16 protein-coding genes are annotated in these 14,200 nt (G+C 65.2%); 4 read left to right on the top strand and 12 right to left on the bottom strand.

Annotated elements, in window-relative coordinates; genetic code table 11:
- Nucleotides 1–110: 110 nt before the first annotated feature.
- On the top strand, nucleotides 111–470 hold the full coding sequence (locus tag B5D62_RS09950) for an ArsR/SmtB family transcription factor (protein ID WP_085933730.1): 360 nt from the start codon (nucleotides 111–113) through the stop codon (nucleotides 468–470).
- The gene (locus tag B5D62_RS09945; protein WP_085933729.1) at nucleotides 467–997 is read left to right on the top strand and encodes an SRPBCC family protein; all 531 of its coding nucleotides are present in this window, start codon (nucleotides 467–469) and stop codon (nucleotides 995–997) included. Before B5D62_RS09950 ends, B5D62_RS09945 begins: the two co-directional genes overlap by 4 nt.
- Before the next feature lie 25 nt (nucleotides 998–1,022).
- On the opposite strand, the gene B5D62_RS09940 is transcribed toward B5D62_RS09945, so the two are convergent.
- A complete protein-coding gene (locus tag B5D62_RS09940; RefSeq protein ID WP_085933728.1) occupies nucleotides 1,023–1,406 on the bottom strand; it encodes a hypothetical protein in 384 nt (127 codons plus the stop codon).
- A gap of 146 nt (nucleotides 1,407–1,552) precedes the next feature.
- Here B5D62_RS09940 and B5D62_RS09935 point away from each other — a divergent pair, with 146 nt between their 5' ends.
- Nucleotides 1,553–2,662: an FUSC family protein gene (locus B5D62_RS09935; RefSeq protein WP_085933727.1), complete on the top strand. Its 1,110-nt coding sequence runs from the start codon at nucleotides 1,553–1,555 to the stop codon at nucleotides 2,660–2,662.
- A gap of 187 nt (nucleotides 2,663–2,849) precedes the next feature.
- Here the strand turns inward: B5D62_RS09935 and B5D62_RS09930 are convergent, their stop codons facing one another.
- From B5D62_RS09930 to B5D62_RS09915, 4 genes are all read right to left on the bottom strand, one after another.
- On the bottom strand, nucleotides 2,850–4,016 hold the full coding sequence (locus tag B5D62_RS09930; protein WP_085933726.1) for an acyl-CoA dehydrogenase family protein: 1,167 nt from the start codon (nucleotides 4,014–4,016) through the stop codon (nucleotides 2,850–2,852).
- A gap of 21 nt (nucleotides 4,017–4,037) precedes the next feature.
- Nucleotides 4,038–4,835 (bottom strand): alpha/beta fold hydrolase, encoded by a 798-nt coding sequence (locus tag B5D62_RS09925; protein WP_085933725.1) that lies wholly within the window; start codon nucleotides 4,833–4,835, stop codon nucleotides 4,038–4,040.
- A 64-nt stretch (nucleotides 4,836–4,899) separates the two neighbouring features.
- Nucleotides 4,900–5,670, bottom strand: a complete 771-nt coding sequence (locus B5D62_RS09920; protein WP_085933724.1) for a glucose 1-dehydrogenase — start codon at nucleotides 5,668–5,670, stop codon at nucleotides 4,900–4,902.
- Nucleotides 5,671–5,735: 65 nt separating this feature from the next.
- Nucleotides 5,736–6,131, bottom strand: a complete 396-nt coding sequence (locus B5D62_RS09915) for a YidH family protein (protein ID WP_085933723.1) — start codon at nucleotides 6,129–6,131, stop codon at nucleotides 5,736–5,738.
- Nucleotides 6,132–6,197: 66 nt separating this feature from the next.
- Here B5D62_RS09915 and B5D62_RS09910 point away from each other — a divergent pair, with 66 nt between their 5' ends.
- Nucleotides 6,198–7,217, top strand: a complete 1,020-nt coding sequence (locus B5D62_RS09910) for a Bug family tripartite tricarboxylate transporter substrate binding protein (RefSeq protein WP_085933722.1) — start codon at nucleotides 6,198–6,200, stop codon at nucleotides 7,215–7,217.
- Nucleotides 7,218–7,229: 12 nt separating this feature from the next.
- Here B5D62_RS09910 and B5D62_RS09905 read toward each other — a convergent pair whose 3' ends face one another.
- The 7 genes from B5D62_RS09905 to B5D62_RS09875 form a co-directional block, all read right to left on the bottom strand.
- The gene (locus B5D62_RS09905; protein WP_085933721.1) at nucleotides 7,230–8,135 is read right to left on the bottom strand and encodes a DMT family transporter; all 906 of its coding nucleotides are present in this window, start codon (nucleotides 8,133–8,135) and stop codon (nucleotides 7,230–7,232) included.
- A 131-nt stretch (nucleotides 8,136–8,266) separates the two neighbouring features.
- Nucleotides 8,267–9,490: an acyl-CoA dehydrogenase family protein gene (locus B5D62_RS09900; protein ID WP_085933720.1), complete on the bottom strand. Its 1,224-nt coding sequence runs from the start codon at nucleotides 9,488–9,490 to the stop codon at nucleotides 8,267–8,269.
- 62 nt (nucleotides 9,491–9,552) lie between these two features.
- Nucleotides 9,553–10,812, bottom strand: coding sequence for an oxalate/formate MFS antiporter (gene oxlT / locus B5D62_RS09895; RefSeq protein ID WP_085933719.1), 1,260 nt, complete (start codon nucleotides 10,810–10,812; stop codon nucleotides 9,553–9,555).
- Nucleotides 10,813–10,889: 77 nt separating this feature from the next.
- A complete protein-coding gene (locus B5D62_RS09890; protein WP_085933718.1) occupies nucleotides 10,890–11,609 on the bottom strand; it encodes an ABC transporter ATP-binding protein in 720 nt (239 codons plus the stop codon).
- Entirely contained in the window at nucleotides 11,599–12,330 is a 732-nt protein-coding gene (locus B5D62_RS09885) for an ABC transporter ATP-binding protein (protein WP_085933717.1), read from the bottom strand. The genes B5D62_RS09890 and B5D62_RS09885 overlap by 11 nt, the downstream gene beginning before the upstream one ends.
- Nucleotides 12,320–13,240, bottom strand: coding sequence for a branched-chain amino acid ABC transporter permease (locus tag B5D62_RS09880; RefSeq protein ID WP_085933716.1), 921 nt, complete (start codon nucleotides 13,238–13,240; stop codon nucleotides 12,320–12,322). The genes B5D62_RS09885 and B5D62_RS09880 overlap by 11 nt, the downstream gene beginning before the upstream one ends.
- Complete coding sequence (locus B5D62_RS09875; protein WP_085933715.1) at nucleotides 13,233–14,150, bottom strand: branched-chain amino acid ABC transporter permease; 918 nt, start codon at nucleotides 14,148–14,150, stop codon at nucleotides 13,233–13,235. The genes B5D62_RS09880 and B5D62_RS09875 overlap by 8 nt, the downstream gene beginning before the upstream one ends.
- Nucleotides 14,151–14,200 lie beyond the last annotated feature (50 nt).

The raw sequence follows: 14,200 nt of genomic DNA, 5'->3' as shown, positions 1-14,200 counted from the left end.
GCTGGTTTCCGCTGTAATTGGGCATTTCGGAGGCCATTTGGTGCAGGTTGTGGTGTCGTCATTCAACTAAGTGGTTGAACGTTTCCGCCGCACCACTTATATTCAACCATATGGTTGAGTATACAGAGCCGGCGCTGGACCGTGTCTTCGGTGCCCTGTCGGATCCGACGCGTCGCGCAATGCTGCACAGCTTGAGTGACGGGCCCCGTACCGTGGGTGAACTCGCGGCGCCCTTCGACATGTCGTTCGCGGCGGCCGCCAAACATGTGAAGGTTCTGGAGGGAGCGGGGCTTCTCAGTCGTACGATCGAGGGGCGTACCCATCGTTGCCGTATCGAAGCCGGACCGCTTGCCGAGGCCGATCGCTGGCTCGCCACCTATCAGCGCTTCTGGACGGGCCGGCTCGACGATCTCGAGACAGCCCTTGTTCGCCATGCGCGCGAGGCCAAAAGGAAGAGGAGCCGGAAATGAACGACTTTGCCACCCTCCTGTCGCCGACCGAGATCCGCTTCGAACGCCTGCTACCCGGGCCGATCGAGACAGTCTGGGCCTTCCTCACCGATTCGAACAAGCGCGGCGAATGGTTCGCCTCCGGGCCGATGGAGCTGAAGGTGGGCGGCAAGGTCGAGCTGTTCTTCAAGCATTCCGACCTTTCGCCCCATAACGCGGCACCGCCTCAAAAATTCGAGAAGATGGATACCGAGGGCCACCGCGCGGAACTGAGGATCACGGAGATCGTGGCTCCGCGTCGTCTCGCCTTCACCTGGGACGACGGCTCGGAAGTGGTGTTCGACCTCGCGCCGCGCGGCGACAAGGTTCTGCTGACGCTGACCCACTGTCGCATCCCGCGCCGGGAGGACATGGTCGGCACGGCTGGAGGCTGGCACTGCCACCTCGCCATCCTCGTCGACAAGGCTCATGGCCGGATGCCGCCGGCCTTCTGGGATGTGTTTCGGAAGTACGACGGGGAATACGACAGGCGTATTCCCCAGTTCTAGCAGACCAGCGCCGTTCGGGCGGCGGCTATTGCGTCTGGGCGACGTTGTCGCCGCTGCTGTCGTCGCCGAGGATCATGAGCTGGCTGCGCGCGTCCATCTCGCGCGAGACGCAGGTGCGATAGCCGGTGCTCTCGGCGTCGTAGCCTTCATCGAGGCAGGACTCCTTGGCGTCACCCGCCGCCTTGGCGAGCTGCTTGGCGAGGGCCGGCTCGCCCCATTCATAGGCTCGGCCGACATGCGACAGGCAGAGTTCCCAAACGGTCGAGTTGGGCTTCACCTCCTGCTTGAGGCAGGCCTCCTGGGCGCGATCCTGGGCCGGCCCGGAGACGTAGGGCGGTGCGGCATGGGCCACAACGGCAGCCACGAGACTGCCGACCGCAACGGCCGCGATAGAACGCAGCGAGGTCATAGCGTCCTCTCATGTCAGAAGCTGTGAACACTCGATCAACGCCAAGCAAGCGGCGGTGGTTGCCGAATTGCCACATTGTTGCCGCAAGGCTTTCTTCGCTCGTGGAGTCGTGGTTCCTTCCTCCCAATGAGAACGAGTTCATCTTTATGTCCCTGAAGGCGCTGGAAGTTCAGTGGCGCTGGCTGCGCGGTCACGTCCTTCGGCGCCGGGTGCAGATCGCGCTCGCCTTGAGGGTGACCATCGCCGCCATCCTGGCGCTGATCGCCGCCCAGATGGCGGATCTCCCCTTGCCGCTGTGGGCGGTGCTGACAGCCGTCATCGTGACACAGATGAGTGTCGGCCGATCCCTCAAGGCCACCAGCGACTATCTGATCGGCACCATCGCCGGCGCGATCTACGGCGGCGCGGTCGCCATCCTGATCCCGCACCAGACGGAGAGCGCCTTGCTGCTGGTGCTGGTGATCGCCATTGCACCGCTCGCCTTGATCGCGGCCGCGCGCCAGAACATGAACGTGCTGCCGATCACCGCCATCATCGTGCTGCTGGTGCCGACGTTCACCCAGGCCAGTCCTCTGGCATCCGCCATCAACCGGGTTCTGGAGGTCGGTCTCGGCGCCGTTGTCGGACTGCTGGTGTCCTTCCTCGTCCTGCCCTCGAGCGCGCATCGGCAGATGCGACTCGCGGCGGCGCGGGCGCTCGACCGCATGGCGCGGGCCCTCGTCGATCTGGTGGCCGGCCTCGGGCGAGGCTTGAGCAACGATGATCTCCATCGCCTGCAGGACGGGATAGGCCAGGCCCTGGTGGGGATCGATACGGTGGGCGCGGAAGCCGAGCGCGAAAGAAAGGCGCGTCTGTCTTCTCAGCCTGACACCGGTCCCTTGCGCCGGACGCTGCTGCGCCTGCGCCACGACCTGGTGATGGTCGGACGCGTGGCAGGTATTCCGCTGCCCGAGGCGCTCAAGCTCAGGCTTGGGCCGCGCGTTGCCTTGGCTGCCGATACCGCGGCCGAGTTCCTGCGCAAGAGCGGCACGGCCCTGCTTGCCCATGCTGGACCACCACCGTTGGAGCCTTTCGAGGAAGCATTGGCGGCCTATGAGGCGGAGCTGGCGGCGGTGCGTCGCGAAGGGCTGACACGCGTTCTTCCCGGCGACGTCGCCGAGCGCTTCTTCGCCGTGGGTTTCGCGTTCGAGCAGATCCACCAGAACCTGATCGACCTGCAGCGCGTCGTCACGGAATGGGGGCCGGAGACCAAGTAGCGGCGTCGCGGCAACCGGCTTTAACCTCGGTATCGAGGACGCCGATTGCGCTGCGGATGCCCTGGCGACCGATATGACCGGGAAGACTACAGCCGCCTGCGTCGTCGGGTGCATCGCAAGGTCATCCGGCGGCGGCGCAGGCCATGGTCGCTCTGCTGACCGGCCTCGACCACGAGGTGGCGACGCGTCAGTAGCTCTTGGGCAGGCCCAGCACGCGCTCGGCGACGTAGCAGAGGATGAGCTGCTCGCTGACCGGGGCGATGCGCGCGATCATGACCTCGCGCAGGAACCGCTCGACGTGAAACTCCTTGGCATAGCCGTATCCGCCATGCGTCAGGATGGCTCGCTCACAGGCATCGTAGGCGGCGCGGGCACCGAGATACTTGGCCGAGTTCGCCTCGGCACCGCATTCCTTGCCATTGTCGTAGAGCCAGGCCGCCTTGAAGGCCATGAGGTTGGCTGCTTCCAATGCCATCCAGCTCTCGGCCAGCGGATGCTGGATCGCCTGGTTCTTGCCGATCGGACGGCCGAACACGATGCGCTCCTTGGCATATTGCGTGGCGCGCGCGAGGGCGGCCTTGCCGATGCCGATCGCCTCGGCCGCGATCAGCACGCGTTCGGGGTTGAGCCCGTGCAGCAGATAGTGGAAGCCCTTGCCTTCCTCGCCGATGCGGTCCTCTAGCGGCACTTTCAGCCCATCGATGAAGACCTGGTTGGTGTCGATGGCCTTGCGGCCCATCTTCTCGATCTCGCGCACCTCGATCTTCGAGCGGTCGAAATCAGTGTAGAAGAGCGACAGGCCGTCAGTAGGTCGCTTGCACTTCTCCTTGGGCGCGGTGCGGGCGATCAGCAACATCTTGTCGGCGACCTGCGCTGTCGTGGTCCAGGTCTTCTTGCCGTGCACGACGTAGCCGTTGCCGTCGCGCTCGGCCTTGGTTTCGAGGGCAGTGGTGTTGAGGCCAGCATCCGGCTCGGTGACCGCGAAGCAGCCCTTGACCTTGCCCTTGATAATGTCGGGCAGGATGCGCTTCTTCTGCTCCTCGGTGCCGAACACCACGATCGGGTTGGGGCCGAAGATGTTGAGATGGATGGCAGAGGCGCCCTGCAACGCCGCCCCGGATTCGGCCACGGTCTGCATCAATAGGGCTGCTTCGGTGATGCCGAGTCCTGAACCGCCATATTCCTCGGGCATGGCGATGCCGAGCCAGCCGGCCTCCGCCATGGCCTTGTAGAAGTCCTCAGGGAAGCCGCCTTCCTTGTCCTTCTTCAGCCAGTACTTGTCGTCGAACTGCGCGCAGAGCTTGGCGACGCTCTCCTTGATCGCGAGTTGGTCCTCAGTGAAGGCGAAATCCATTGTCGGCCTCTTGCGATGCGGCTAGCGGTTGGCGGCGAGCCAGCTCATCATGACACGATTGAACTGTTCCGGACGCTCGACGTTGGGCAGATGGCGGGCGTCGGCGATGCCTTCGTACCGACCGCCCGGAATCTTCGAGGCAATCAACTTGTTGCGCTCGGGCGGTGTCCCAGGATCTTCGTCGCCGCAGATCACCAGCGTTGGCGCCTTGATCGTCGGCAATCGGGCTTCGTAGTCGAAGGTCTGGATCGCGGCGGCGCAGCCCAGGAAGCCGGCCGGAGTGGTGTTGCTGATCGTGTCGCGGATCTCGCGCCAGCGGATCGGATTCACGCCCTTGAACTCCGGCGTGAACCAGCGCTCCATCGTGCCGTCGGCTAGCACCGCCACGGTGCCGGCCTTGCGGACCGCCTGCTTGCGTTCGTCCCAGGCTCCCGCAGAACCAGGTGGCGTGCCGGGCTGCGTGTCGCAGAGCGTGAGAGACAGCAGGCGATCGGGGTAGGCCAGCGCGAAGCCCTGGCCGATCATGCCGCCAATGCTGAGGCCGATGAAATGCACCTTCTTGATGTCGAGCACGTCGAGCGCGCCCTTCACGTCGGCTGCCAGAGCATCCATCGAATAATCGCCCTCGACCGGCGCACTGCCGCCATGGCCACGCATGTCGAGTCGCAGGACTCGATAGCCCGCGCCCAGCAGCGGCACGAGCTGCTCGGCCCACATCCCGGAATCGGAATTCAGAGAGTGGGTGAAGCAGACCACCGGCGCATTCTGCGGTCCGGCAAGATCGAAATAGACACGGCGTCCGTCGAGAGAAAGAAGCATGAGAAGAGATCCTTCACTAGAGCGCGGGGACTACCCCGCGCAATTCAGGATGACGGCTGCGCCGTCACATCGCCGAGATGCCGCCGTCGATCACGACTTCCGAGCCGGTCATGAAGCTCGACTCGTCGGACGCCAGGAACACCAGCGCCCACCCGACCTCCTCGGGACGGCCGAGGCGACCGATCGGCACCTGCCGGCCGAGCTTCTGCTGCATCACTTCCTGGCCGAAGCGGTCGCGGTACTTGTCGAGGATCGGCGTGTCGATGAAGGTGGGATGCACCGAGTTGCAGCGGATGTTGTAGCCCGACTTGGCGCAATGCAGCGCCACCGACTTGCTTAGCAGCCGCACGCCGGCCTTGGCCGAATTGTAGGCGGCCATGTTGGCGCCGGCGATGATGCCCGAGATCGACGAGATGTTGATGATCGAGCCGCCCAGCCGATGGGTATGCTTCTTGATCTCGGCGACGCCGTGCTTGCAGCCGAGGAACACGCCATCGAGATCGATCGCGTGGACCTTGCGCCACTCCTCGAGCGCGATCTCCTCGACCGTCTTGCTGAGACCGATTCCGGCGGAGTTCACCAACACGTGCAGGGCGCCGAACTTGTCGACGGCCTCGCGGATCGCGGCCTTCCAGTTCTCCTCGCTCGTGACGTCGAGCTTCACGAAATGGCCGGCCGAGCCCAGCTTGTCGGCAACCGCCTTGCCGCGATCGGCGGCGATGTCGGCCACCACGACGCTCGCCCCTTCCTGCGCCATCAACGCGGCGGCATTGGCGCCAAGCCCCGATGCGCCACCCGTGATCAGCGCAACCTTGCCCTTCAGGCGATCCGTCATGCGTGTTCCTCCTGTCGTTCGGTCTTGCCCCAGGACGCGACCGTCATCAAGCCGGGAACGTGTCGCTACAGCAGCCAGACGAGGCTCGTTCCGCCGAGCGCAAGGACGGCCAGGGCAGTGACGATGATTCCGGCGCGCGAGGGGCGGTAGGTCTCGTTGTCGATGGTGTTGGCGACGTGGAGATAATGAAAGGTCGCGCCGATCATCAGCAACACGCCCAACACGACCAGCCCGATCCCGAGTTGTTCGGCATGCACGTTCATGCGCCGCCCGCTGCCCGGCACGGCCTGGCCGAATTCGATCAGGAACAGGCTGAAGCGGTTGATGGCCACGCCGAAGGTCATGACCGCGATCGACGTGCGGATCCAGGCGAGGATCGTCCGCTCGTTCGCCAGATGCTCGGAGACGTGGTGCAGCTTCTGCTGCTGCTCCTTCAGGGCGCGGATGTCCTTGTCGGTCACGGTCTATCTCCTGTTGGCGCTTCCACAACAGCAGGTTAGCGAGAGAGGTTGCACGGCGGAACCTCGATGCGGTGGCGATGGCGCCTGCGCGGTGAAGATGGCTACCGTCAGGCCATGCCTCTTTCCCGCCGAACGTTGCTTGCCGCCTCGCTCGCTGTGCCGTTGATCGGCACCGCCCGGGCGGACACCTATCCCGACCGGCCGATCCGGCTGGTAGTGCCCTTTGCGCCGGGCGGTAACGCCGATCTCACCGGGCGTGTGTTCGGCGAGGCGCTCGGCCAGAGGCTGGGACAGCAGGTGGTGATCGACAATCGCGGCGGTGCCGGCGGCGCCATTGGTGCCGAGCAGGTGGCGAAGGCGTCTCCCGACGGCTACACCCTGGTGCTGGGATCGACCGGGACCTTCCTCGTCAGTCCACGCATGACGGGCAGCAAGCCGCCCTACAGTCTGGCGAACTTCGCCCCTGTCGCCCTGCTCAGTACCTCGGCCATGGTGATTGAGGTCACGGCCAAGAACGAGATCAAGGACTGGCCGGCCATGCTGGCCTATCTCAAGGCCAACCCGGGCAAGCTGAGCATCGGTCATCCGGGCAACGGCAGCAGCAATCATCTCGCCGTGCTTCGCCTGCAACAGGCGCTGGGCGTGCGGTTCAATACGATTCCGTACAAGAGCAATGGCCTGGCGCTGAACGACCTGCTCGCCGGGCAGATCGATGCGGTCATCGATCAGGTTCCCGCTTCGATCGGCCATATCCGCGAGGGACGATTACGCGCCATTGCGGTCACCACGGCCAAGCGCGCGCGGGAGCTGCCGGATACGCCGACCCTGGCCGAACTTGGCGTAACGGGGTTCGATGCGGCCACGCCGATCATCCTGATGGCGCCGGCCGGGACGCCGGCGGAGATCGTGGCCAAGCTGAATGCGACAGTTAACCAGTCCCTGTCCGATCCTGCGGTCGGCCAGCGGCTGAACGAGTTGGGCGCGGATACCGAGGCAATGACGCCGCAGGCCCTGGGGGCGATGTTGCAGCGGGAGGATGCGGGGATCGTGGCGCTCGAAGCGGCCGGTCTGCTGAAGGCACAGTAGTCGGCTTGATTGCTACGCTGCGAGCCGAGCCTCGCGGTGGGCGATGTAGCTGGTGGCGGCAACGATGATGGCCGCGCCCACGAAGGTCCAAGCATCGGCCGTCTTGCCCCAGACCAGCACATCCATCAACGCCGCCCAGACGATACCGAGGAAGGTGATGGGCTGCAGGGCCGAGATGTCGAGCAGTCGGAACGACCAGGTGAGGAAGAAGTAGCCGAGCGTGCCGAAGAAACCGGCGCCCAGGAACAGCGCGAGCTGCGCAAGGGTCGGCGTGTGCCAGAACCACAGACCCGCCGGCAGGAAGCAGAGCGTTGCGATCACGCTCTGCCAGAACACCACGACCATGGGCGAGTCGTAACCCGATACCTTCTTGGCGACGAGATTGGAGCCGGCAATCAGCGGCACGGACGCCATCATCATCCACATCCCGGGATTGATCTCGGCCAGGCCGGGGCGAACGATCACCAGCATGCCAAGAAAGCCGACCGCCACGCCGAGCCAGCGCCGGCGATTGACGATCTCTCCCAGGAAGAGGACAGCGCCGATCGTGACGAAGATCGGACCGGTGAAGCCGATCGCGGCCATGGTGGCGAGCGGCAGCCAGAACACGGCTTCGTACCACAGCGCGTAGCCGGACGCGTGGAACAGGCCGCGCAGGCAGTGCAGGCGAAGATTGCGGGTCGCCAGTCCGGCGACGCCGCCGCGCCACAGCATGAAGGGCGCGATCAGCAGGATGCCGCTCAACCACCGTCCCCACGACACGAAAAGGGGCGGCAGCTCGTGCGTGAGTTCCTTCACCGAGGCATTCAGCAGCGTGAAGAACAGGCCGGACAGGATGGAAACCGTGAAGCCGCGCGCGATCCTCGACGGGATCAGGCCGGACAGTGCATCCGGCGAAGACGTTGCGGGCGCTGACATTGGCGTGACGGGTTAGCCTCTACGGTGCACGTCCATCAAGATTGCCGTCGCTGGACCGACACAGAACAACGCCAGAGGTGCCAAAGGCCGCCTTTCGGCGGCCTTTGCCTTCGTCCCGACGAGGCGGGGTCTTAGTTGTACTTGGCGATCTCCAGCCGGCCGACCTGGTCGCGATGAACCTCGTCCGGACCGTCGGCCAGGCGCAGGGTGCGCTGATGGGCGTACATGCTGGCCAGCTTGAAGACCTGGCTGACGCCGCCGGCGCCGTGAAGCTGCAGGCAGCGGTCGACCACCTTCGAGGTGATGTTGGGTACAGCCACCTTGATCATGGCGATCTGCTGGCGGGCTTCCTTGTTGCCAAACTTGTCCATCGCCCAGGCGGCCTTCAGCACCAGCAGGCGCGCCATGTCGATCTCCATGCGCATGTCGGCGACATGAGCCTTCGTGACGCCCATCTCGGAGATGCGCTGACCGAAGGCGACGCGGCTCTTGGCGCGCTTGATCGCCATCTCGAGGGCACGCTCGGCGACGCCGATGGCGCGCATGCAGTGATGGATGCGGCCCGGTCCGAGGCGGCCCTGGGCGATCTCGAAGCCGCGACCCTCACCCAGCAGGATGCTGGACTTCGGCACGCGCACGTTGTCGTAGATCACCTCGGCATGGCCGTGCGGCGCGTCGTCATAGCCGAACACGTGCAGCATCTTCACGACCTTGATACCGGCGGCGTCGCGCGGCACGACGATCATCGACTGCTGGCGGTAGGCCGGCGCACTGGGGTCGCTCTTGCCCATCAGGATGATGACCTTGCAGCGCGGATCGCCCATGCCCGACGACCACCACTTGCGGCCGTTGATGACATAGCTGTCGCCGTCACTCTCGATGCGGCACTCGACGTTGCGGGCGTCGGACGAGGCAACGGCCGGCTCGGTCATGGCGAAGCAGGACCGGATCTCGCCATTCAGCAGAGGCTTCAGCCACTTTTCCTTGTGCTCCTTGGAGCCGTAGCGAGCGAACACTTCCATGTTGCCGGTGTCCGGCGCGGAGCAGTTGGTGGCCTCCGATGCGATCGAGGAACGCCCCAGCACCTCGCAGATCGGGGCGTATTCGAGATTGGAGAGGCCCATCGTGCCGTGCGTGTCGCCGCTGTCGCGGTCGGCCGGCAGGAACATGTTCCACAGGCCGCGCTTCTTCGCCTCGGCCTTGCATTCCTCCATCACCGGCGGGAGCTGCCAACGATCCTTGGCCTTCTCCATCTGCTCTTCATAGACGGTCTCGGCCGGATAGATGACCTCGTCCATGAACTTGTTGAGTTTTTCCAGCAGCGCCTTGGTGCGGTCGGAATATTCGAAATCCATCCTTTTCTCCCTTTGTGCTGCCGCGGACTGTGGTCGAAAACAGCGGCAATGTGAACGGTCATTCAGGCCGCACCCGGCATTTCGTTCGGCAGAACGTTGGTGCGGGCCAGTCGCATGGGGCGGATCACGGCGATGGCGAAGACGGCTGCCACGAGATTCATCGCCATGACGATCATCAGAACGTCATGCCATCCGCCCGTGGCGTCGGCGAGCAGGCTCGCCAGCGGCACAAGCAGGGACGCCGTGCCCTTGGCGGTGTAGATCGCACCGATATTGGCGGCGGCATAGCGGTCGCCGAACAGGTCGGTGCAGAGGGCCGGGAACAGGCTCGCGATCTCTCCCCAGGCAAAGAAGACCACGCCGCCCAGCACGACGAACATGAGCGGGTCGCTGCCCCAGCGGGCGAGCGCCCAGACGCCGGCGGCCTCGAGCAGGAAGACGACGCACATCGTCTGCTCGCGTCCGATGTGATCGGAGACCCAGCCACAGAGCGGCCGCGTGATGCCGTTGGTGACGCGATCCAGGGCGATGGCGAAGGTGAGGGCCGGCAGCGTGATCCCTGCCAGCTCGACCGGAATGGTGGCGACCTTGAAGTCATGGGCCATGGGCGCGAGCTGGGCCGTGAAGGTGAGGCCGCCAGCTGCCACCAGAACAAAGGTGACATACATGACCCAGAAGATGGGCGTGCGAATGACCTGCCGCGTGCTCCAGCTCGGAGCGGAAGTCATGAACACGGGGCGATACGGTGGCGCCTTCAGCAGCAGCGCGGCGACCAGGACCACCACGCCCTGTCCAATCCCGAACAGCAGGAACGTGGCCTGATAGCCTTCGGTCTGGATCAAATACTGCATCGGCACGACCGTGAACGCCGAGCCCATCCCGTAGCCTGCCGCGGTGAGACCTACCGCAAGGCCGCGGCGGTCGGGAAACCAGCGGATGGCATTGCCGGTGCAGGTGCCGAAGATGCAGCCGGCGCCGAGGCCGCCCAGGACGGCGCCGACATAGAGCATGCTCAAGGACTGGGCGAGGCCGTTCGCCGTCCAGCCCAGCGCGATCAGCACGGCGCCGGCCATGGCGGCGCGTCGCGGCCCGAAGCGATCGACCAGCCAGCCCTCGACCGGAATGAGCCACGACTCGACCAGGATGAAGATCGTGAAGGCGACCTGGATGGCCGACCGGTCCCAGCCGAATTTCTCGCGCATGGGATGGATGAAAAGCGTCCAGCCGTATTGCAGGTTGGCAATCATCACCATGCAGACGATGCCGGCGATGAGCTGGACCCAGCGCCCTTCGCCCCGGAAATCGGCCTTACTCGGCGTCATCAGACACGCTCCCCCTGCCGGCCGCCGCTCTCCCGAAGCGCCATCGGCCGACAGGTGGATTGAGCCGGTCTTGCGCGCTATTTCAAGCCGAAATAAGCGCGCCTCAGCGCTTCGTTATCGGCCATCTCGGCAACGGTACCGGAGAAGCGGATGCGACCGCCTTCCAGAACGAACACCCGGGTTGCGACCTCGAGAAAGCCGATATTCTGTTCGGCGATCAGCAGGGCGAGACCGCGCTCGCGCAGGCTGCCCAGGATGCGCAACACTTCCTTCACGAACAGCGGCGACAGTCCGGCGGAGGGCTCGTCCATCACCAGCAGCTTCGGGTCCGCTGCCAGTGCCTTGGCGATGCCGAGCATCTTGCGCTGACCCCCCGACAGGCTGGAGGCCGCGTCGCGTCGCTTGTCGCGCAGGACCGGAAACAGGCCATAGAGCTCTTCCAGTCGCGATTGCGGCCGCGCATGTCCCAGGGCCTGCGCGCCGATCAGGATGTTTTCCTCGATCGACAGGTCCGGGAAGACGGCGAGCTCGGACATGTAGGTCATGCCGCGCCGCATGCGATCGCTCGAGCGTGTCCGGGTGACATCCTCGTCCGCCAGGACGATGCTGCCGTTGCGGGCCTCGATCAGTCCGACCAGCGTTTTCAGGAACGTGGTCTTGCCGGCGCCGTTGGCGCCGAGCAGCAGCACCGTCTCGCCGGCGCGCACATCGAGATCGACGCCCCACAGGACCTGCATGGTGCCATAGCCGGCATTGATGCCGGACGTGCGCAGCAGCGCCTTGGCTTCAGGCGGCATGTTCGCCTCCCAGGAACACCTCGATCACCTCCGGTACCTTCACCGCGACCGCCAGCGTCCCTTCGAATATCTCCTTGCCCGCGTTCATCACGATGACACGATCGGTGATCTGCTCGATGAAGCCCATCAGATGCTCGACGACGATGATCGCCATGCCGGCTTGGGCCAGGCTCCTGATGCGACTGGCGATCCAGTCGAGCTCGGTCGGGTTGAGGCCGGCAGCAAGCTCGTCGAGCAGCAAGAGCCGTGGGCCCGTCGCCAGCGCGCGCACGAGATCGAGAGTCTTCTGCTGTACGTTGTTGAGATCCTGTGCCGGACGATCGGCCACCTCGGCCAGCCGATATTCCTGGAGCAGGCTTTCGATCGACGGCGGCGCCGACGCCGAACGGCCATAGGCAAGCGCCACCTCGATGTTCTGCCGCACGGTGAGCGACAGGAACGGCTTCGGCACCTGGAACGTGCGGTTTATGCCGAGATGCACCAGGCGATGGGATGCCAGCCCGCCGATCGACCGTCCCTCGAAGGTGACGCGACCGCCGTCCGGCGCATAGAGGCCGGAAATGACGTTGATTGCCGTGGTCTTGCCGGAGCCGTTCGGCCCGACCAGCCCCAGGATCTCGCCGGGCGCGACATGGAACGTCAGACCGCCCAGGGCGTAGAAGCCGCCGAAGCGCTTTACCAGGCCGTCGGCCTGCAGGATCGGTGTCGGCTCAGGGGACATGCCAGCCTCGACGGGTGGCCAGCGACACGAGGCCTGCCGGCAGGAACAGCACCAGTCCCATGATCAGCAGACCGTAGATGAGCTGGAAGTACTGGGGCGTGGTGAAGCCGATCAGGTTGTAGACTCCGTACAGGATCAGCACGCCGACGATCGGCCCGATGATCGTCGCCACGCCGCCGAACAGGGCGAAAACGATGGCGAAGATGCTGAAGGTGCCGCTGAAGACGTTGTCGGGGAAGAACACCGAGACGTACCAGGCATAGACTCCGCCGGCGAGGCCGGCGATCAGGGCCGACGCCAGCCAGGCGACGACGCGCATGCGCACCACGCTGACGCCGGCCATGGCCGCGCTGACCGGATCCTCGCGCACCGCCTGCAGGGCCAGGCCGAATCGTGAGTTCTTGAGGAACACCACGACGCCCAGCGTGAGGGCGAGCACGAGCAGGGCGGCCCAGTAAGCGGCGTTGGGGTTGAAGGTCGCCGTCAGCGAGACGCCGTACGGGCCGCGCGTGATGTCTTCCAGCGCCGGATTGGCGACGAAGTGCAGCACGGCCAGCGAGGCGGCGAGATTGGCGATGGCGAAGTAGGCGCCCGACAGACGCAGCAGCGGCGTCAGCAACAGGCCGAGCAGCACCGCCGCCACGCCGGCCACGATCAGGGCGAGCGGCGCCGGCGCATGGGCGTGCATCACCATCATGGCAAAGCCATAGGCGCCGCCGCCGAAGAAGCCGACATAGCCGAAGGGCAGGTAGCCGGTGAAGCCGTAGATCACGTTCACGCCCTGGGCGAGGATGAGAAACACCACGAAGTTGAACAGCATCAGGTGGTTCTCGTAGACGCCGGGCAGGATCGCGAAGACGATCAACAGCGGCGCGACGATGAACAGAAGGTGACGCAGGGTGCTAGGCAACGCGCACCCGCCTTCCGAGCAGTCCGCTCGGCCGCAGCAGCAGGATCAGGATCAGCAGGACATAGGGCAGCAGATCGGCCCAGGAGCTGAGATAGGTCTGAACCAGCATGTAGGAAATGCCGTAGACCACGCCGCCCAGAGCCGTGCCGAGCGGATTGCCGAGCGACCCCAGCACGACGACGGCGAAGGATGTCACGGTCGCATCCTCGCCGAAGGCGGGAGTTACCGAACCGAACATGAAGGGCGCGAATACGCCGGCGACCGCGGCGAGGCCGAGGCCGATGCCGAACGCTGCCGCCGACACGCGATCGACATTGATGCCGGTGGCGAAGGCTTCGTCGCGGCGGGACATCACGGCGCGGGTGAGGGTGCCGAGGCGGGTGCGGTACAGATAGACATAGACCAGGCCGATGGCGATCACGCTGACCATCGCCGAGATCGCCCAGGTCGCGGGAAAGGTCTGGCCGAACAGCTCGACCGGGCCGTCCGCATCGCCGAACAGCCGCACCCGCAGGGGCGCGAGGATGGCGCCGAGCTCGCTGCTCGGGATCGAGCGTTCGCTGGTGCCGAAGGCGATGGTGGTGAGCGCCTCGATCACCTGGCTCAAGCCGAAGAACAGGATGATCGACAGCATCTCGGGGTTCACGGAGCCCTGCAGGCGCGGCACCAGCAGGCGGTAGAGCACCAGGCCCACGAGCACGAACACCACGAAGGCGAGCGGGACGGCGAACAGCGGATCGAGCGCGGCCAGCGCCGAGACGCCGACGGCGATGAAGGCACCGAGCATCAGGAAGTCGCCATGCGCCAGATTGACGATGCGCATGACGCCGAACACCAGGTTCAGGCCGATTCCCACCAGGCTGAAATACAGACCGAACAAGAGGCCCGCGACGAGGGCGTAGACAAGCATCAGATCATGTCCTCGAGCTCCCCGTCGCGGCGGACGGGGAGCTCACGGGG

Source organism: Enhydrobacter aerosaccus (assembly GCF_900167455.1).
Taxonomy (GTDB): Bacteria; Pseudomonadota; Alphaproteobacteria; order Reyranellales; family Reyranellaceae; genus Reyranella; species Reyranella aerosaccus.
This window is presented reverse-complemented; position numbering and strand designations above follow the sequence as displayed.

Excerpts from the sequence above, each read along its gene's own strand:
- B5D62_RS09950 (WP_085933730.1), top strand. The coding sequence starts at position 111 with ATGGTTGAGTATACAGAGCCGGCGCTGGACCGTGTCTTCGGTGCCCTG.
- B5D62_RS09945 (WP_085933729.1), top strand. The coding sequence starts at position 467 with ATGAACGACTTTGCCACCCTCCTGTCGCCGACCGAGATCCGCTTCGAA.
- B5D62_RS09940 (WP_085933728.1), bottom strand. The coding sequence starts at position 1,406 with ATGACCTCGCTGCGTTCTATCGCGGCCGTTGCGGTCGGCAGTCTCGTG.
- B5D62_RS09935 (WP_085933727.1), top strand. The coding sequence starts at position 1,553 with ATGTCCCTGAAGGCGCTGGAAGTTCAGTGGCGCTGGCTGCGCGGTCAC.
- B5D62_RS09930 (WP_085933726.1), bottom strand. The coding sequence starts at position 4,016 with ATGGATTTCGCCTTCACTGAGGACCAACTCGCGATCAAGGAGAGCGTC.
- B5D62_RS09925 (WP_085933725.1), bottom strand. The coding sequence starts at position 4,835 with ATGCTTCTTTCTCTCGACGGACGCCGTGTCTATTTCGATCTTGCCGGA.
- B5D62_RS09920 (WP_085933724.1), bottom strand. The coding sequence starts at position 5,670 with ATGACGGATCGCCTGAAGGGCAAGGTTGCGCTGATCACGGGTGGCGCA.
- B5D62_RS09910 (WP_085933722.1), top strand. The coding sequence starts at position 6,198 with ATGCGGTGGCGATGGCGCCTGCGCGGTGAAGATGGCTACCGTCAGGCC.
- B5D62_RS09905 (WP_085933721.1), bottom strand. The coding sequence starts at position 8,135 with ATGTCAGCGCCCGCAACGTCTTCGCCGGATGCACTGTCCGGCCTGATC.
- B5D62_RS09900 (WP_085933720.1), bottom strand. The coding sequence starts at position 9,490 with ATGGATTTCGAATATTCCGACCGCACCAAGGCGCTGCTGGAAAAACTC.
- oxlT (WP_085933719.1), bottom strand. The coding sequence starts at position 10,812 with ATGACGCCGAGTAAGGCCGATTTCCGGGGCGAAGGGCGCTGGGTCCAG.
- B5D62_RS09890 (WP_085933718.1), bottom strand. The coding sequence starts at position 11,609 with ATGCCGCCTGAAGCCAAGGCGCTGCTGCGCACGTCCGGCATCAATGCC.
- B5D62_RS09885 (WP_085933717.1), bottom strand. The coding sequence starts at position 12,330 with ATGTCCCCTGAGCCGACACCGATCCTGCAGGCCGACGGCCTGGTAAAG.
- B5D62_RS09875 (WP_085933715.1), bottom strand. The coding sequence starts at position 14,150 with ATGCTTGTCTACGCCCTCGTCGCGGGCCTCTTGTTCGGTCTGTATTTC.